General features: G+C 60.4%; 17 protein-coding genes. 6 read left to right on the forward strand and 11 right to left on the reverse strand.

Features of this window, described 5'->3' with window-relative positions:
• A complete protein-coding gene (gene lnt, locus PSH79_RS24050) occupies positions 1-1524 on the forward strand; it encodes an apolipoprotein N-acyltransferase (protein ID WP_305439962.1) in 1524 nt (507 codons plus the stop codon).
• Between the two features lie 86 nt (positions 1525-1610).
• Here the strand turns inward: lnt and PSH79_RS24055 are convergent, their stop codons facing one another.
• On the reverse strand, positions 1611-2372 hold the full coding sequence (locus tag PSH79_RS24055; protein ID WP_305439963.1) for a YdcF family protein: 762 nt from the start codon (positions 2370-2372) through the stop codon (positions 1611-1613).
• 105 nt (positions 2373-2477) lie between these two features.
• Positions 2478-2801 (reverse strand): hypothetical protein, encoded by a 324-nt coding sequence (locus PSH79_RS24060; protein WP_305439964.1) that lies wholly within the window; start codon positions 2799-2801, stop codon positions 2478-2480.
• A gap of 256 nt (positions 2802-3057) precedes the next feature.
• On the opposite strand from PSH79_RS24060, the gene leuS reads away from it, so the two are divergent.
• From leuS to PSH79_RS24085, 5 genes are all read left to right on the forward strand, one after another.
• A complete protein-coding gene (gene leuS, locus PSH79_RS24065; RefSeq protein WP_305439965.1) occupies positions 3058-5664 on the forward strand; it encodes a leucine--tRNA ligase in 2607 nt (868 codons plus the stop codon).
• An 87-nt stretch (positions 5665-5751) separates the two neighbouring features.
• Positions 5752-6357 (forward strand): LPS assembly lipoprotein LptE, encoded by a 606-nt coding sequence (gene lptE, locus PSH79_RS24070; protein WP_305439966.1) that lies wholly within the window; start codon positions 5752-5754, stop codon positions 6355-6357.
• A gap of 39 nt (positions 6358-6396) precedes the next feature.
• On the forward strand, positions 6397-7434 hold the full coding sequence (gene holA / locus PSH79_RS24075; RefSeq protein ID WP_305439967.1) for a DNA polymerase III subunit delta: 1038 nt from the start codon (positions 6397-6399) through the stop codon (positions 7432-7434).
• A 176-nt stretch (positions 7435-7610) separates the two neighbouring features.
• Positions 7611-7775: an alternative ribosome rescue factor ArfA gene (gene arfA / locus PSH79_RS24080; RefSeq protein ID WP_003228536.1), complete on the forward strand. Its 165-nt coding sequence runs from the start codon at positions 7611-7613 to the stop codon at positions 7773-7775.
• Positions 7776-7836: 61 nt separating this feature from the next.
• Positions 7837-9159 carry a lytic murein transglycosylase gene (locus PSH79_RS24085; protein WP_305439968.1) on the forward strand — a complete coding sequence of 441 codons (1323 nt, stop codon included), beginning with the start codon at positions 7837-7839 and terminating at the stop codon, positions 9157-9159.
• Positions 9160-9276: 117 nt separating this feature from the next.
• Here the strand turns inward: PSH79_RS24085 and PSH79_RS24090 are convergent, their stop codons facing one another.
• The 9 genes from PSH79_RS24090 to mrdA all read right to left on the reverse strand — a co-directional run bounded on the left by PSH79_RS24090 (position 9277) and on the right by mrdA (position 18844).
• Complete coding sequence (locus tag PSH79_RS24090) at positions 9277-10227, reverse strand: LD-carboxypeptidase (protein WP_305439969.1); 951 nt, start codon at positions 10225-10227, stop codon at positions 9277-9279.
• A gap of 176 nt (positions 10228-10403) precedes the next feature.
• Positions 10404-11402 carry a lipoyl synthase gene (lipA, locus tag PSH79_RS24095; RefSeq protein WP_161986515.1) on the reverse strand — a complete coding sequence of 333 codons (999 nt, stop codon included), beginning with the start codon at positions 11400-11402 and terminating at the stop codon, positions 10404-10406.
• Positions 11403-11427: 25 nt separating this feature from the next.
• Positions 11428-12075: a lipoyl(octanoyl) transferase LipB gene (gene lipB / locus PSH79_RS24100; protein WP_305439970.1), complete on the reverse strand. Its 648-nt coding sequence runs from the start codon at positions 12073-12075 to the stop codon at positions 11428-11430.
• On the reverse strand, positions 12075-12350 hold the full coding sequence (locus tag PSH79_RS24105) for a DUF493 domain-containing protein (protein WP_039761816.1): 276 nt from the start codon (positions 12348-12350) through the stop codon (positions 12075-12077). Before PSH79_RS24105 ends, lipB begins: the two co-directional genes overlap by 1 nt.
• A 79-nt stretch (positions 12351-12429) precedes the next feature.
• Complete coding sequence (locus tag PSH79_RS24110) at positions 12430-13587, reverse strand: D-alanyl-D-alanine carboxypeptidase family protein (RefSeq protein WP_187678823.1); 1158 nt, start codon at positions 13585-13587, stop codon at positions 12430-12432.
• A gap of 188 nt (positions 13588-13775) precedes the next feature.
• Positions 13776-14786, reverse strand: coding sequence for a septal ring lytic transglycosylase RlpA family protein (locus PSH79_RS24115; RefSeq protein ID WP_305439972.1), 1011 nt, complete (start codon positions 14784-14786; stop codon positions 13776-13778).
• Positions 14786-15796 (reverse strand): lytic murein transglycosylase B, encoded by a 1011-nt coding sequence (gene mltB, locus PSH79_RS24120; protein WP_305439973.1) that lies wholly within the window; start codon positions 15794-15796, stop codon positions 14786-14788. The genes PSH79_RS24115 and mltB overlap by 1 nt, the downstream gene beginning before the upstream one ends.
• A 17-nt stretch (positions 15797-15813) precedes the next feature.
• Positions 15814-16917, reverse strand: coding sequence for a rod shape-determining protein RodA (gene rodA / locus PSH79_RS24125; RefSeq protein WP_305444075.1), 1104 nt, complete (start codon positions 16915-16917; stop codon positions 15814-15816).
• A 31-nt stretch (positions 16918-16948) separates the two neighbouring features.
• Entirely contained in the window at positions 16949-18844 is a 1896-nt protein-coding gene (gene mrdA / locus PSH79_RS24130; protein WP_305439974.1) for a penicillin-binding protein 2, read from the reverse strand.
• Between the last annotated feature and the right edge of the window lie 4 nt (positions 18845-18848).

An 18848-nucleotide genomic window follows, 5' to 3' on the forward strand; every position in this document is an offset into this window, starting at 1 on the left:
ATGCGCTGGACAACCCGCCCCGGCTGGCCCGGTAACCTGCTGGCCGTGGTGGCCGGTGCAATCACCACCTTTGCTCTGGCACCGTTCGATATCTGGCCACTGGCCTTGCTGGCGGTCGGGATGTTCTATGCCGGTTTGCGCGAGCTGAGCCCGCGTCAGGCACTGGGCCGTGGCTGGTGCTTCGGCTTCGGCCTGTTCGGTGCCGGCACCAGTTGGATTTACTACAGCATCCATCACTTCGGTGGCGCTTCGGTGCTGCTGGCCGGTTTCCTGATGCTGCTGTTTACCGCAGCGATTGCCTTTTTCTTCGCCCTCCCCGCCTGGCTGTGGGCACGCTGGTTGCGGCGCAATGAGGCGCCGCTGGCCGATGCGTTGGCGTTCGCTGCGCTGTGGGTCGGTCAGGAGGCGTTTCGCGGCTGGTTCCTGACCGGTTTCCCGTGGCTTTACTCCGGTTACAGTCAGCTTGATGGGCCTTTGTCCGGTCTCGCGCCAGTGGGCGGGATGTGGCTGGTGTCGTTCGTTCTGGCGCTGACCGCCGCGCTGATCTACAACGCGCCGCGCCTGCTGCAAACCGGTCGCAAGGCTTTTGTTGCCGTCGGCCTGCTGTTGCTGGTCGGGCCGTGGGTGGCGGGCATTGCGCTCAAGGGCCACGCCTGGACCAGTCCATCCGGCGCGCCACTGTCCGTTGCGGCGATTCAGGGCAACGTCGCACAAAGCATGAAATGGGATCCGGCAGAACTCAACGCGCAACTGGCGCTGTACCGCGACCTCAGTTTCCGCTCCAAACCGGTGGATCTGCTGATCTGGCCGGAAACCGCCGTGCCGGTGCTCAAGGAATCCGCCGAGGGTTACCTGAGCATGATGGGGACCTTCGCCGCCGAGCGTAAATCGGCCTTGATTACCGGTGTACCCATTCGCCAAACGGTGCATCACGAGAGACGCTTCTTCAACGGCATCACCGTGGTTGGCGAAGGTGATGGCACTTACTTGAAGCAGAAACTCGTGCCGTTCGGCGAATACGTGCCATTGCAGGACATCCTGCGTGGACTGATCGCCTTCTTCGACCTGCCGATGTCCGACTTTGCCCGTGGGCCGGCCGATCAGCCATTGCTGCAAGCCAAGGGCTATCAGATCGCGCCGTTCATCTGCTACGAAGTGGTGTATCCGGAGTTCGCCGCCAGTCTGTCGGCGCGCAGCGATCTGCTACTGACGATCAGCAACGACACTTGGTTCGGCACCTCAATTGGCCCGCTGCAACACTTGCAGATGGCGCAGATGCGCGCACTGGAAGCTGGGCGCTGGATGATCCGCGCGACCAACAACGGCGTGACCGGACTGATCAACCCGTTCGGGCAGATCACCGAGCAGATTCCGCAATTCGAACAAGGCATTTTGTACGGTGAAGTGGTGCCGATGCACAACCTGACGCCGTATCTGCAATGGCGTTCGTGGCCGTTGATTATTGTGTGCGTGCTGCTGTTTGGCTGGGCCCTGATGGCGAGCCGGATGTCCAAAACCCTCTAAAGCAAAAGATCGCAGCCTGCAGCAGCTCCTACATGGGATTTGTTTTCACCCTGCAGGAGCTGCCGCAGGCTGCGATCTTTTAATCTTCAGCGATAGAAAAGCGAATACCCAACCTGCCCCACCGCTTCATTCAACAACTGCCCACTCTGCCAGATCGACTTGAACTCCGGCAGCCAACCACCAAATGGCCGCGCATTGTCAGTGCCCAGAAAACCTACGGGCGCCGGCACCACGTCAAATCCCGCCTTCTCGAAACTCCAGACAGAACGTGGCATGTGCCAGGCCTGTGTCACCACGACTACGCGCTTGATCCCCTGCGGCAACAACATATCCGCGCTGAACTTGGCGTTTTCCCAAGTGGTGCGGCTCTCGCCCTCCTGCCAACGCACGGTCACACCGAAGTCATCCAGCAACGAATCCGCCATCAACTTCGCCTCGGTCGGCGGCGTGCCGTAATGCAGGCCGCCACTGGTCAGAATCGGCAATCCCGACGCCTTGGCCAGCCGTGCCGCATAGCGCTGACGCTCCAGCCCCACGCCAGTCGGCTGATCCTCGCCCCAGGCCAGATCACCGCGCTCACGCCCGGAACCCAGCACGACAATCGCATCGGCCCGTTGCGCGAGCGTCGTCCACTCTTCGCGAGCCAGCGGCGGCTCGCGCTCAAGGGCCTTGGCGCCCCACTGCACGACCACCGGCAGACTCATCAGCCAGAGCCCGCCAAAACCAATGGCAAAACACAATCCAGCGAGGCGCGGCCGTGAGCGGCGCAGCCACCAGGCAGCCAGCAACAGTAGTAAAAGAATGCCGGGCGGCAGCAAAAGTTGTTTGACGAAATAACGAAAAGGCATCGGGCATCTCCAAAGATGCCCGAAGCCTAAGTGGGTTAAACCAACGCGACAACCGATAGGGTGGGATCCTGTTGAAAAAGATCCGTTTCTTGACCTGCCATGCGCTTACTTGGCCTGCAAAGCACGCACCTTGACGGTGTCTTTGCGCGGCGCCTTGTCCTTGAGCCAGATGACCTTGGCCGAATGTGCTGCATCGAGCTGCTTCACTGCTTGCGACAAGCATCCGTGCGTTTCACGTTCACTGCGATCCAGATAGGCCTTGACCAGTTTGAACTCGGCGGGGCTCAAGCCACGCAATTCCAGTTCCAAGGGGCGCTCATCGCGCAGCCGGTCTGCGGTTTTTGCAGCATCCAGGGCGATACCCAGACGGTTCATCAACCGCTCGTACAACTCAGGTTTCGTGACGTTCTTTTGCTGTTGCTCCACCATCCCTCACCTCATTGAAGATAAGACTCACTCCCCAGTTAGAAGCTTAGCTTCGCTGCACAAACCGGCTGAACGCCGCGACCAACGGCCCTCGCCATGTATTTAGCGGGTCAAACTGCTGTAATCAGGGTTTCCCTAGGCCGAGCGCGGTCATGTATGCTACGGCGCTTCCTGTCATTCCACTTCCAGCTCGTCCGGGCCATCCCGAATGCCGCGTTGAAGAGGATTAGGCCACCCCTATCCAGTACAAAAAGTAGCCATGCACGAACAATATCAGCCCCGTGAAATCGAAGCCGCCGCCCAGTCGTTCTGGGACGAGCAAAAGTCCTTTGAAGTCAGTGAACAGCCAGGCAAGGAGACTTTCTACTGCCTGTCGATGTTCCCTTACCCCAGCGGCAAGCTACACATGGGGCACGTGCGCAACTACACCATCGGCGACGTGATCTCCCGCTATCAGCGCATGCAAGGCAAAAACGTACTGCAACCGATGGGTTGGGACGCCTTCGGCATGCCGGCAGAAAACGCCGCGATGAAAAACAACGTCGCGCCGGCCAAGTGGACCTACGAAAACATCGCCTACATGAAAACCCAGCTGCGCAGCCTGGGCCTGGCGGTGGACTGGTCGCGCGAAGTCACCACCTGCAAGCCGGACTACTACCGCTGGGAACAATGGCTGTTCACTCGCCTGTTCGAAAAAGGCGTGATCTACCGTAAAAACGGCACCGTGAACTGGGACCCGATCGATCAGACCGTTCTGGCCAACGAACAGGTGATCGACGGTCGCGGCTGGCGCTCCGGCGCGCAGATCGAAAAGCGCGAAATCCCGATGTACTACTTCAAGATCACCGCTTACGCGGATGAGCTGCTGGAGAGCCTCGACGAACTGACTGGCTGGCCTGAACAGGTCAAGACCATGCAGCGCAACTGGATCGGCAAATCCCGCGGCATGGAAGTGCAGTTCCCTTACAACGTCGATTCCATCGGCGAAGCCGGCACCCTGAAAGTCTTCACTACCCGTCCGGACACCCTGATGGGCGCGACCTACGTCGCCGTGGCCGCCGAACACCCGCTGGCCACCCAGGCCGCGCAGAACAACCCTGAGCTGCAAGCGTTCATCGCTGAATGCAAGGGCGGCAGCGTCGCCGAAGCCGACGTCGCCACTCAAGAGAAAAAAGGCCTGCCGACCGGGCTGTTCGTCGAGCACCCACTGACCGGTGAAAAACTCCCGGTCTGGGTCGCCAACTATGTGCTGATGCACTACGGCGATGGCGCCGTCATGGCAGTGCCGGCGCACGACGAGCGCGATTTCGAGTTTGCTCACAAGTACAACCTGCCGGTGAAATCTGTCGTGCGTACCAGCTCCGGCGACAGCAACCCTGCCCCGTGGCAAGACGCCTACGGTGAGCACGGTACGCTGATCAACTCTGGCGAGTTCGATGGCCTCGACTTCGCCGGCGCGTTCGACGCCATCGAAGTAGCCCTGATCAAGAAAGAACTGGGCGCTTCGCGCACCCAGTTCCGCCTGCGCGACTGGGGCATCAGCCGTCAGCGCTACTGGGGCTGCCCGATCCCGATCATCCACTGCGACGCTTGCGGTGATGTGCCGGTGCCGGAAGACCAATTGCCAGTCGTACTGCCGGAAGACGTGGTGCCGGACGGCGCCGGTTCGCCGCTGGCACGCATGCCCGAGTTTTACGAGTGCAGCTGCCCGAAATGCGGCCAGCCTGCCAAGCGTGAAACCGACACCATGGACACTTTCGTCGAGTCGTCGTGGTACTACGCCCGTTACGCCTCGCCGCACTTTGAAGGCGGTCTGGTCGAGAAATCCGCAGCGGACCACTGGCTGCCGGTCGACCAATACATCGGCGGTATCGAACACGCGATTCTGCACCTGCTCTACGCGCGCTTCTTCCACAAGCTGATGCGCGACGAAGGTCTGGTGAGCTCCAACGAGCCGTTCAAGAACCTGCTGACTCAAGGCATGGTGATTGCCGAGACGTACTATCGTCGCGAAGCCAATGGCGCCTACACCTGGTTCAACCCGGCGGACGTCGAGCTGGAACGTGACAGCAAAGCCAAAGTGATCAGCGCCAAGCTGAAGTCTGACAGCCTGCCGGTGGAAATCGGCGGCACCGAGAAGATGGCCAAGTCGAAGAACAACGGCGTTGACCCACAGTCGATGATCGACCAGTTCGGTGCCGACACTTGCCGTCTGTTCATGATGTTCGCTTCGCCGCCTGACATGAGCGCGGAATGGTCCGACTCCGGCGTTGAGGGCTCGCACCGTTTCCTCAAGCGTGTCTGGCGTCTGGCGCAGGCCCACGTATCTCAGGGCTTGCCGGGCAAACTGGATGTTGCGGGCCTGAACGACGAGCAGAAAGCCGTTCGCCGCGCGATCCACCTGGCCATCAAGCAGGCCAGCCACGACGTCGGCCAGAACCACAAATTCAACACTGCCATCGCTCAGGTGATGACACTGATGAACGTGCTGGAAAAAGCCGCGCAAGCGTCTGCTCAGGATCGCGCGCTAGTTCACGAAGGTCTGGAAGCCGTCACGCTGTTGCTGGCTCCGATCACACCGCACATCAGCCACGAGCTGTGGAATCAATTGGGTCACGCTGATCCGGTGATCGACGCTGGCTGGCCAGTGGTGGACGAATCCGCGCTGGTGCAGGACAGCCTGACACTGGTCATTCAGGTCAATGGCAAACTGCGCGGGCAGATCGAAATGCCGGCCACCGCAACGCGCGAAGAAGTTGAAGCCGCCGCCCGTGTCAACGAGAACGTGCTGCGCTTTGTCGATGGCCTGACGATTCGTAAAGTGATCGTAGTGCCAGGGAAACTGGTCAATATCGTCGCCAGCTAATTGGATCGGGCGCCGGGTTTGCCCGGCGCCAAGTAAAACCTTTCGGGCCGCATGAACGGCCCACATGGTTTCAAGGGGAGCAACACAATGATCAAACGCAATCTGCTGGTGATGGGCCTCGCCGTCCTTCTGAGCGCCTGTGGTTTCCAGCTGCGCGGCACCGGCTCTACCGAACTGACCATCAAGGAACTCGACCTGAGTGCCCGCAACGCCTACGGCGAGACGGTCACCCAACTGCGTCAGGTGCTGGAGTCCAGCGGCGTCAAGGTTTACAGCGGTGCACCGTACAAGCTGTTCCTGGCTGACGAACAGGAAAGCCAGCGCATCCTCAGCTACGCCGGTGCCGGTCGTACGGGCGAGTATCAGGTCACTACCGTCCTGAGCTACGACATCCGTGGTGACAAAAACCTTTCGCTGCTGAGCGACAAGCTTGAAGTGCAGAAAGTGTTTATCCACGACGGTAACAACCTCGTCGGCTCCGACCAGGAAGCCAACGACGCCCGTCGCGATATCCGTCGCGAGCTGGTTCAGCGCATGATGCTGCGCCTGCAACAGCTGACCCCAGGTCAACTGGAGCAACTGCAGCAAGCCGCCAACAACCGCGCCAAGGCTGAAGCCGACGCGCTCGAAGCGGCACAAAAGGCTGAAGCGGAAACCCCGCGTCAGTCGCCGCTCGAAATCCCGCAGCAGTAAGACGTTCGGGGCGCTCAGGCGCCCCGTTCGATTGCTCTTATGAAGCTCGCTCCCGCGCAACTCGGCAAACACCTGCAAGGCGCCCTTGCGCCGGTCTACATCATCAGCGGCGATGACCCGCTGCTGTGTCAGGAAGCCGCCGACGCCATCCGCAGTGCTGCGCGCCAGCAAGGTTTTGATGAACGCCAGGTCTTCGCCGCCGACGCCAGTTTCGATTGGGGCACGTTGTTGCAGGCCGGCGCCAGCATGTCGTTGTTCGCCGAAAAGCGCCTGCTGGAACTGCGCCTGCCCTCGGGCAAGCCCGGTGACAAAGGCGCCGCTGCATTCATCGAATATTGCTCGCGTCCCGCCGAAGACACCGTGCTGCTGATCAGCCTGCCCAAGCTTGATGGCAGTGCGCAGAAGACCAAATGGGGCAAGGCGCTGGTTGAAGGCCAGCAAACCCAGTTCATCCAGATCTGGCCGGTGGATGCCAATCAACTGCCAAGCTGGATTCGTCAGCGCTTGTCTCAGGCCGGGTTGTCGGCCAGCCAGGACGCCGTCGAACTGATTGCCGCGCGCGTCGAGGGCAACCTGCTCGCCGCTGCGCAAGAAATCGAAAAGCTCAAGCTGATGGCCGAAGGCGGACAGATAACCGTCGAAACCGTGCAGGCCGCGGTGGCGGACAGTGCACGCTTCGATGTATTTGGCCTGACCGATGCCGTGCTCAACGGCGAACCGGCTCATGCCCTGCGCATGCTCGAAGGGCTGCGCGGTGAAGGTGTCGAACCGCCGGTGATTCTCTGGGCCCTGGCGAGGGAGTTGCGCCTGCTGGCCAATATCTCGCTGCAGTACAGTCAGGGCACGCCGCTGGACAAGTGCTTCAGCCAAGCCAAACCGCCGGTCTGGGACAAGCGCAAGCCGCTGATGAGCAAAGCCCTGCAACGCTACTCGGCGCAACGCTGGGCGCAGTTGTTGCTCGAAGCCCAGCGCATTGATGCGCAGATCAAAGGCCAGGCAGCCGGGTCGCCGTGGATGAGCTTGAGCCGCTTGGCTTTGTTGATGTCCGGCCAGCGCCTTTCACTGCCTGCTGAATAACAATCAAAAGACCGCAGCGTGCCGCAACGCCTACACCGAACCCTGTAGGAGCTGCGGCACGCTGCGATCTTTTGATCTTGTTTCCTACAATGCACGCCTGCATTTGCCCTATAGACAGACGCCCGACATCGGCAGATCATTTCCCCCGCAAAACCCACTCACTCAAGAGAATCCTCATGAGCAAAAAGCCATCGAAACATGGCCCGAACAAGGCCAAATCCATCATTGCCCAACCTCTGTTCCGCAGCCGCCAGGAACGACCAACCAAGGGTAAAGGCAGCTACCGCCGCGAAGCCTTCCAGTCTGACAGCTGGGAGGCTTCTTACTTTCTGGCTGCCTGAAGCGCACCACCCCCCGGTCATGTTAAGGTCTGCACCTGATTCGTATCCTCTGGACCTGTGCATGCCCTTTTGTCTTTCCCATCGTTGGCCTGTTCGCCAATTGGTTGCTGCCACAAGTTTCATTCTGCTTGTTGCCTGTGCGGAAAAACCTACCGCCGCCGACGCGCAACCTCTTCAAGCAGCCCCTGTCGCCACGGCCCCAGCGATCATTCCGCCGGTAGTGCCGTCCGCCGACCCTCTCGATCTCCAGCCGACCCAGACCTTTGCCGAATGGCAGGCCGGTTTCCGCAAAGATGCCCTCGCCGCTGGCATTCGCGCTGATCTGTTCGATCGGGCGTTTGCCAATATCAGCTTCGACGCCAGCGTGATTCGTGCCGATCGCAGCCAGCCAGAGTTCTCCCGCCCGGTCTGGGAATACCTCGATGGCGCGCTATCGCCGCTGCGAGTACGCAAAGGCCAGGCGCTGATCAACCAGTACGCCGACATTCTGCAAAGCATCGAACAGCGTTATGGCGTTGATCGTCAGGCACTGGTGTCGGTGTGGGGTATGGAAAGTAACTTCGGTCAATTCCAGGGCAGCAAATCGGTGATCAACTCACTGGCCACCCTCGCCTACGAAGGCCGCCGTCCGGGTTTTGCCCATGCTCAACTGATCGCCGCGCTACAAATTCTGCAACAGGGCGACATCTCCCCGGAGAAGATGCTCGGCTCCTGGGCTGGCGCCATGGGTCAGACTCAGTTCATCCCGACGACTTACAACACCCACGCTGTGGATTTCGACGGTGACGGTCGCCGCGACATCTGGGGCAGTCCGGCCGATGCCCTGGCCTCGACTGCACACTACCTGCAAAGCTCCGGCTGGCAGCGCGGCCAGCCGTGGGGTTTTGAAGTGCAACTGCCGAGCAGCTTCAACTACACGCTGGCAGATGGCGCGATTCGCAAGAGCGTTGCCGAATGGCGTCAGTTGGGGGTGACCCTGCCCAATGGCGGTCAAGTGCCCGCCGGCTCCGAACAGCTGTCTGCCGCCCTGCTGCTGCCGGCCGGTTATCGTGGCCCGGCGTTCCTGATCCTTGACAACTTCCGAGCGATCCTCAAGTACAACAACTCTTCGTCGTACGCTTTGGCCGTGAGTTTGTTGTCCGAGCGCTTCGATGGCGGTGGTCTGATCAACGGCACCTGGCCGAAAGATGATTTGCCGCTGAGCCGCACCGAGCGAATCGAATTGCAAACCTTGCTGAGTGCCCGCAACTACGATGCCGGCGCGGCGGACGGGATTATCGGCGCGAATACGCGCAAGGCGATCCGCAGTGCTCAGCAGTCTTTTGGCTGGCCAGCGGACGGGTATCCGACGCACAAGCTGCTCGAGAGCCTGCGTACCCGGTAAGCGCATCGCGGGCAAACCCGCCCCCACAGGCTCAACGGTGAACACACTATCTGTGTGCACCACGAACGTTGTGGGAGCGAGCTTGCCCGCGATGACTGACTTACAGACGATAAAAACCTATCGCTTGATCACTACATCCTGCTCCAGCATCAACTCCTTCTTCCCCGCATCCAGGCGAACCAACGCCCCCAACGGCAACGTCAGGTTCGGATCGCAATGCCCGCTACGCCACCCGGACAGCACCGGAATCCGCAACGGTTCAAAAGTCTGCTTGAGCAGGCGGTTCAGTGCCGCGACTTCTACCCCTGCCACGTCCCCGACCAGCACGCCACGCAGCTTCGCCAACTTGCCGGCCAGACGCATCTGCGTCAGCAATCGATCGATGCGATACAGCGGCTCGTTGATGTCCTCGATGAGCAGAATCACCCCCTCGACATCAATTTCGTAAGGCGTACCCAATGTCGCGGCGATCATGGCCAGATTACCGCCGAGCAAACGTCCATGGGCGACGCCGGGCTCGACTGTGGTCAACGGATAGGCCACGGGATGGCTGAGCACACTGCCCGCTTTCAGTTGGCCGCGCAGCATGGCGAAGAATGAAGTGACGGTCGGCGGCTCCTTGTCACCCAACAGGTCGGCATTGAGCAACGGCCCGTGAAAGGTGACGAAACCCGCGTAGCGACTGATGGCCAGATGCAACGCGGTGATGTCGCTGTAGCCGACAAACGGCTTGGCATTGCGACTCAACAGATCGAAGTCGATCCGGTCCAGCAGTCGCGGTGTACCGTAGCCACCGCGCAAGCAGATGATCGCGTCGACCTCGGGATCGGCGAACGCGGCATGCAGATCGTTAAGCCGTACGTCATCACTGCCGGCCAGATAGCCGTCTTTTTCATAGACTCCGGGAAACACACGCAGCCCATAACCCCGGGCGCGCATCCACTGCACAGCCTTGTCGGTGTCGAGGACGCCGGGGCCGGCGGGTGCGATAACGCCGATCAGTCCCTCAGACGGCAGCGCTGGCACGGCGCGATAAGGACAAAGTGTATGGGTCGGTCGAACAGTCATCCATGAGTCTCCGCGTATAAAGTCATGGGCACACAGTAGTCAGGAACCGCGATAAACAGAAGAGGCTTTGCTCCTCCACGGCTTGCAGGAAAAGTGGCTGCGTGTTGTAGGACAGGCAAAAAAATGCCCGCCGGGCGTTGAAGCCGCAGCGGGCATTTTTCAGTTCAGCGCAGGAATCAGGAACCCAGCAGCTCAGCCTTGACCAGCTTGGCCTGCTCATCAGCGTGGTACGAAGAACGCACCAACGGCCCCGACGCAACGTTCTTGAAGCCCATCTTGTAACCTTCCTCGGCGAACCAGGCGAAGGTGTCCGGGTGCACGAAACGCTGCACCGGCAAGTGGCTGCGCGACGGTTGCAGGTACTGGCCCAAAGTCAGCATGTCGATGTCGTGTTCGCGCATGCGCTTCATGACTTCGATGACTTCTTCGTCGGTCTCGCCCAGACCCAGCATCAGGCCGGACTTGGTCGGAATGTGCGGCATCATCTGCTTGAAGCGTTGCAGCAGAGTCAGCGACCACTGGTAGTCCGAACCCGGACGCGCTGCCTTGTACAGACGCGGCACGGTTTCGAGGTTGTGGTTGAACACATCCGGCGGCTCGGCTGCAGTGATTTCCAGGGCGACGTCCATACGGCCACGGTAGTCCGGGACGAGGGTTTCCAACTGCACATTCGGCGACAGCTTGCGGATCTCGCGGATGCAGTCGGCAAAGTGCTGGGCACCACCGTCACGCAGGTCGTCGCGGTCAACCGAAGTGATCACAACGTACTTGAGCTTCAGGTCGGCGATGGCGATGGCCAGGCTTTCCGGCTCGTTGACGTCCAGTGGCTTCGGACGACCGTGGCCAACGTCGCAGAACGGGCAGCGACGGGTGCAGATGTCACCCATGATCATGAAGGTCGCAGTACCGCCGGAGAAGCATTCGCCCAGGTTCGGGCAGGATGCTTCTTCGCAAACGCTGTGCAGCTTGTGTTTGCGCAGCAGGCTCTTGATGCGGTCGACTTCCGGCGAAACCGGGATGCGTACACGAATCCAGTCAGGTTTCTTCGGCAGTTCGGTGGTCGGAATGATCTTTACCGGGATGCGTGCAACCTTCTCGGCGCCGCGCAGCTTGACGCCGGCTTCAACCTTGGGACGCGGGGCCGGGCGCTCGGTCACGTCGAGCGTCGGGATCATGGTTTGCACTGCATCAGTAGTCATATCAGTCGATTCCGCCCGTCAGGGTCGTCTGCTCAGCATAGTCGAGGTGTTTGACGAGCTGCACGCGCAGCCGGGCACTTACCTCGGCAAATTCAATCGATCCTGCGTGATCGCTCAGCTGGGTCATCGCCAGCCCGGCGTAGCCGCAGGGATTAATCCGTCGAAACGGTTCCAGGTTCATATCCACGTTCAGGGCCAGGCCATGAAAGGAACAACCGTGGCGAATCCGCAAACCCAGAGAAGCGATTTTCGCTCCCTCGACGTACACGCCGGGAGCATCTGGTTTGGCCGCGGCGGTCACGCCGTAGCTGGCCAGCAGTTCGATCAGGCAAAGCTCCATGCGGCTGACCAGATCACGCACGCCAAAACCCAGCTTGCGTACATCCAGCAACAGATAAGCCACCAGTTGGCCGGGGCCATGGTAGGTCACCTGGCCGCCGCGATCGACCTGCACCACCGGGATATCACCCGGCAGGAGCAAGTGTTCGGCCTTGCCAGCCTGGCCCTGAGTGAACACCGGCGGGTGCTCGACGAGCCAGATTTCGTCGGCGGCATCGCTGCCGCGTTCGTTGGTAAAACGTTGCATGGCATGCCAGACCGGCTCGTAAGCCATCTGGCCGAGCTCACGAAAGCCCAGCGTGCCCGGCATCACAACACCATGTGCACGAAGCCGGTCGCCCGCAGTTCGCTGTTGATGTTGTACAGCTGATCCTGATCGGTTGCGACGATGTGCAACTGAATGGTGGTGTATTTGCCGTTGGTGCTTTGACGCTCGTCGATGCGCTCATCATTGATGGTCGCGTGCTTTTTGACGATGTCGATGATCTTGTCTTTGTTGCCAACGCCGGTGTCGCTGATCACCTTAACGGGATAATCCGTCACCGGGAATTCGATCTTTGGCGCCTTTACTTCGGTATCGGTCATGGCGTAACGGCCTCTTAAGCCGTGGTAACGCGCATGGCCCCGCACCGGATCGGGGCGGGGCCATGCAGGTCAACACAAATCAGTTGAACAAGCCGTAGAAGAATAGACGGATGCTATCCCACATGCGGCGGAAGATACCACCCTCCTCGACGCCATCCAGAGCGATCAGGTCGGCGCTGTGCACCACCTTGTCTTCCAGTTTGACTTCGACTTTACCGATCACGTCGCCCTTGGCGATTGGCGCGGTCAGTTGCGGGTTCATCGTCATGCTGGCGGCGAGCTTCTTCAGCTGGCCTTTCGGCAGGGTCATGGTCAAGTCTTGAGCCAGGCCGGCCTTGACTTGATTGGTGGTGCCTTTCCACACCGGGGCTTGAGCCAGTTCGGTGCCCTTCTGATAGAAGGTCTGGGTTTCGAAGAAGCGGAAACCGTAAGTCAGCAGCTTCTGGGTTTCAGCGGCGCGCGCCACTTCGCTGTTGGTGCCGAACACCACGGCGATCAGACGCTGGCCATCACGTACAGCCGAGGACACCATGCAGTAGCCGGCCTCATCGGTGTGACCGGTTTTCAGACCGTCAACGGTCTTGTCGCGCCACAGCAGCAGGTTGCGGTTAGGCTGCTTGATGCCGTTCCAGAAGAACTCTTTCTGCGAGTAGATCGCGTAGTGAGCCGGGTCTTCGTGGATGATCGCGCGAGCCAGGATCGCCATATCGTGGGCCGACGAATAGTGCTCAGGGTTCGGCAGACCGGTCGGGTTCATGAAGTGGGAATTGGTCATGCCCAGATCGGTAACGGTTTTGTTCATCAGGTCGGCGAACGCGTCTTCGCTGCCGGCGATGTGCTCGGACAGCGCAACGCTGGCGTCATTGCCGGACTGGATGATGATGCCGTGCAGCAGATCGCTGACAGTGACCTGCGAGCCGACCTTGATGAACATCCGCGAACCGCCGGTGCGCCAGGCGTTTTCGCTGACGGTCACCGGATCGTTTTCACCGATCTGGCCACGACGGATTTCCAGCGTAGCGATGTACGCGGTCATCAGTTTGGTCAGGCTGGCCGGAGGCAGACGCTGATCACCGTTGTTCTCCACCAGCACGTTGCCGCTGCTGGCGTCCATGAGCACGTAGGCCTTGGCGGCCAGTTGTGGTGGCGATGGCATCATCTCGGCCGCGAAGGCGGCTGGCGAGAGGAGCAGCGGGACTAGCAGACACAGGCGTTTGGCAAAGGTGGTGATGTTCATCCGTCTCTCGAAATCGCTAATGGAAACTTGCCCTAGGGCAAAAACTAATCAAATAACCTTCTAACGGGTTATCGCGTGTTCAGTTGCTCACTCCAGTCACCCTTGCCGGGCTTTTGTTCTTCGACGAGCCAACAACCTGATTCACCCCCCAATCGCTGGTGAATCGTCAATCAAGTCCTACGTATTACTTACTCGGTGACCACACTTGGCGAACCAAGGTTGGCCAGGCGCACGCTGTTCTGCACCTGGGCAATTTCACCCGGCGAACCGATCGGCCCCAGGCGTACCCGGTGCAGGGTCTGCTGATTGCGCACGATCGAGCTGATGAACACCGGAGCGCTCACCATCCCGCTGAGCTTCGACCTCAGCAGTTCTGCAGCGTCCGGGTTGGCGAACGCGCCCACCTGCAGATACTGGCCAGACGCTGTTGCAGAAGCGTTTTTTTTTGCGTCGAGCTGAACCGGCACGACGGCCGCAGCGTGCTGCTGCGGCGGCGGAGTCCATTGCTCGACGGTGCCGGCCGAAGCCGTAATCACTGGGGCGCTATTTTGCGCGACTTGCGGCTCGTTGAGCATCAGAGGCGCCGGACGGCCCTTGGCGGCCCACCATTGCTGTGGATCGATGCCTTCGACCTTGACCCGCGCGGTGCCGCTTTCGGCGTAACCGAGCTTCTTGGCCGCAGCGTAGGACAGGTCGATGATCCGGTCCGAGTAGAACGGGCCACGGTCGTTGACCCGCAGGATCACGCTTTTGTTGTTGTCCAGGTTGGTCACCCGAACGTAACTTGGCAGTGGCAGAGTCTTGTGGGCGGCGCTCATGCCGTACAGGTCATAGACTTCGCCGTTGGCGGTGTTCTGACCGTGGAACTTGGTGCCGTACCAGGACGCCGTGCCCGAGGCGACGTAAGTCTTGGATTCCTGCAACGGGAAGTAGGTCTTGCCCAGCACGGTGTAAGGGTTGGCCTTGTACGGGCCGGTGTGCAGGGTCGGCGTCGCATCCGGGATGCGCGACACATCGACGTCCCACCACGGTGCGCCATCTTTGTGGGCACGGTTGATGTCCAGCCCCGGCTGCGTGCGCACAGCGGTAGACGGTGTTTTTTGAGTCGGTGAACGGCTGGTCGAACAACTGGCGACCAGTACCGCCAACGCAGCGAATGCCACCAGCTTCAGGGGTTTATTGATAGGCAATGCCCGCATTACTTGACGCCCCGTGCTTGTACCAGCTGTTCAGACAGTTGATGTACGGCCATGGCGTACATCACGCTGCGGTTATAACGCGTGATCGCGTAGAAATTCTTCAGGCCCATCCAGTATTCAGGGCCGTTGTCGCCTTCGAGGCGAAATGCAGTGACCGGCATGTCATCGCGCAGCGCATCATGACTCGACCAGCCCAGCGCTCGCAACTCCCCGACGGTTTTCGTCGGCTCGATGCCAGTGGTCAGGCCTTCATCGACCTGCTCGCCACGGACATCGGCGCGGCTGACCACTGACTCGCCAGCGACCCAGCCGTGACGCTTGAAATAGCTCGCGACGCTGCCGATCGCATCATCCGGGTTGTTCCAGATATTGATGTGGCCGTCACCGTCGAAATCCACCGCATAGGCGCGAAAGCTGCTCGGCATGAACTGCGGCAAGCCCATCGCCCCGGCGTAGGAGCCTTTGAGGGTCAGTGGATCGACCTGCTCTTCGCGCGCCAACAGCAAGAACTCACGCAGTTCCTTGCGGAAAAATTCGGCACGCGGAGGATAGTCGAAACCCAGCGTGGACAAAGCATCGATTACGCGGAAATTACCGGTATTACGTCCGAAAAACGTCTCAACGCCGATGATCGACACGATGACTTGTGCCGGTACACCGTATTCCTGCTCGGCACGGGCCAGAGTGGCCTCATGCTGGCGCCAGAAGTCCACACCACGGGCGATGCGCGCGTCGGTGATGAACATCGGCCGGTATTCTTTCCACTGTTTGACCCGCTCGGCGGGTTTGGAGATGGCATCAAGAATCGACTGCTTGCGCTGCGCCTCGCGAAACACCCCCATCAGTTGTTCACCGGCGAAACCGTAGTCGCGGGTCATTTCACCGACAAATTCGGCCACCTGAGGCGAGCCTTCGTATTCGCCGGCCAGCGCTTCCTGCACGCTACCGAGCAGGCCTACCAGGCCAACCCACGGCGCGCATCGAGTCGCCCAGCCACGCATTACTTGCATTGAACTCTTCACCTTATTCAAACCTGTGCGATCCACTTGCGATGGGTATGGATCGACATCAAAACCCCAAACGCTGACAGCAGCGTCACCAGCGAAGTTCCTCCGTAGCTAATGAACGGCAACGGCACCCCTACAACCGGCAACAGGCCACTGACCATACCGATGTTGACGAAAACGTAAACAAAAAACGTCATGGTCAACGCCCCGGCGAGCAATTTGCCGAACAGCGTTTGCGCCTGAGCGGTAATCACCAGCCCCCGGCCAATCAACAGCAGATAGATCAAAAGCAGCGCGCAGATGCCCACCAGCCCGAACTCTTCACCGAGTACGGCAATGATGAAGTCGGTGTGGCTTTCCGGCAGGAAGTCCAGGTGCGACTGAGTGCCGAGCAGCCAGCCCTTGCCGAAGACGCCACCGGAACCGATCGCGGCTTTCGACTGAATGATGTTCCAGCCCGTACCGAGCGGATCGCTTTCCGGGTCGAGGAACGTCAGGATCCGTTGCTTCTGGTAGTCGTGCATGATGAAAAACCACATCGCCACCGACACCGGGATCGCAGCGGCCAGCACGCTGAGGATCCAGCGCCAGCGCAGCCCGCCCATGAACAGTACGAACGCCCCACCGGCCAGAATCAGCAGCGAGGTGCCAAGGTCAGGCTGACGCACGATCAGAATGAACGGCACACCGATCAGCATCAGGCTGACGCCGACATGCTTGAGCTGCGGGGGCAAAGTACGTTTGGACAGATACCAGGCAATGGTCGCCGGCATCAGGATCTTCATGAACTCCGAGGGCTGGAAGCGGATCACTCCGGGAATGTTGATCCAGCGTGTGGCGCCCATGGCGTTGTGGCCCATGATGTCCACCACCAACAGCAGCACCACGCCGATCACATAACCCAGGGGCACCCAACGAGCCATGAAACGCGGCTCAAACTGGGCGATGACGATCATCGACACTAAGCCTATGCCGAACGACGTGGCTTGTTTGGCCAGCAGATCCCAGCTCTTGCCGCTGGCCGAATACAGCACGAACAGGCTGCCGGCGGCGAGGATCAGCAGCAGGATCAACAACGGGCCATCGATATGCAGTCTTTGCAGCAGCGTCGCGCGGCGACGCATCACATCCTCACTAGAGAGCATGCGATCAAAGTTATTCATCACGGGCCGTAGCCTCCGAACTGATTGGGCTGGCGTATTCGGCCTTCAAACGTCCGTCCTGATCCAGCAGCCAGGCATCCATGACCTGACGCACCACCGGCGCGGCGACGCCGGAACCGGACTCACCGTTCTCGACCATCACCGAAACCACGATTCGCGGGTCATCTGCCGGAGCAAAACCGACGAACAAGGCATGGTCGCGGTGGCGTTCCTGAACCTTGGAGCGGTCGTACTTCTCGCCTTGCTTGATCGCGACCACCTGGGCCGTACCCGACTTGCCGGCAATCCGGTATTGCGCGCCGATGGCCGCTTTGCGCGCGGTGCCTCGGGCACCGTGCATCACCTGCTGCATGCCATGGTTGACCTTGGTCCAGTCCGACGGATCACGCAGGACAATGTCCGGTATCGGGTTTTCGTCCACCGGCTTCACCCCTTCAAGGGATCTGGCCAGGTGCGGGCGGTTCCACACGCCTTTGTTCGCCACCAACGCTGTGGCCTGGGCCAGTTGCAACGGGGTCGACTGCATGTAGCCTTGGCCGATCCCGAGGATCAGGGTTTCACCCGGGAACCACGCCTGCTTGCGTGTCGCGCGCTTCCATTCGCGGGACGGCATCAACCCTGGGGATTCTTCGAACATGTCCAGCGAGACCTTCTGGCCGATGCCGAATTTGTTCATGTAAGCCGACAACCGATCAATGCCGAGCTTGTGCGCCAGGTCATAGAAGTAGGTGTCGTTGGACCGCATGATCGCCGTGTCGAGGTCGACGAAGCCGTCACCGGTGCGATTCCAGTTGCGGTATTTGTGATCGTAGTTGGGCAGCATGTAGTAGCCCGGGTCGAAAACTCGACTGGACGCCGTCACCACCCCCGAATCGAGACCGGCAATCGCCACCGCCGGTTTGATCGTCGAACCCGGCGGGTACAGACCGCGCAGTACGCGGTTGAACAGTGGCCGGTCGATGGAATCGCGCAACTCGGCGTACGCCTTGAAGCTGATCCCGGTGACGAACAGGTTCGGGTCGAAACTCGGCTGACTGACCATCGCCAGCACTTCGCCGGTTTTCGGATCGAGCGCGACGACCGCGCCACGACGTCCGCCCAGCGCGGCTTCGGCGGCTTCCTGCAATTTGATATCCAGGCTGAGGACGATGTCCTTGCCGGGAATCGGATCGGTACGCTTGAGCACGCGCAAGACGCGGCCGCGGGCGTTGGTTTCGACCTCTTCATAACCGACCTGACCGTGCAATTCCGGCTCGTAGAAGCGCTCGATGCCGGTCTTGCCGATGTGGTGGGTGCCGCTGTAGTTGACCGGATCGAGCGTTTTCAGCTCTTTCTCGTTGATCCGCCCCATATAGCCCACCGAGTGCGCAAAATGCGCGCCCTGCGGATAGTGACGAACCAGTTGCGCCACCACTTCCACGCCAGGCAGGCGGAACTGGTTGACCGCGATGCGGGCAATTTGCTCTTCGCTCAGCTCGAACAGGATCGGTACCGGCTCGAACGGCCGGCGCCCCTGACGCATACGCTTCTCGAAGATCACCCGGTCTTCAGGCGTCAGCTCCAGCACTTCGACGATGACGTCGAGTACCTGCTGCCAGTCGCCGGAGCGCTCGCGGGTCATGCTCAGGCTGAAGCTGGGACGGTTGTCCGCCACCACCACGCCGTTGCGGTCGAAAATCAGCCCGCGGGTCGGCGGAATCGGCTGCACATGGACGCGGTTGTTTTCCGACAGGGTCGAGTGGTACTCGTATTGAATCACCTGCAGGAAATACAACCGCGCAATCAGCACACAAATCAGCGCCACCACCACAATGGCTCCGAACACGACGCGGCCACGCACCAGACGTGCGTCCTTTTCGTGGTCCTTGATGCGGATCGGCTGAGACATGAGG

The sequence above is a fragment of the Pseudomonas sp. FP2196 genome (genome assembly GCF_030687715.1).
GTDB lineage: Bacteria > Pseudomonadota > Gammaproteobacteria > Pseudomonadales > Pseudomonadaceae > Aquipseudomonas.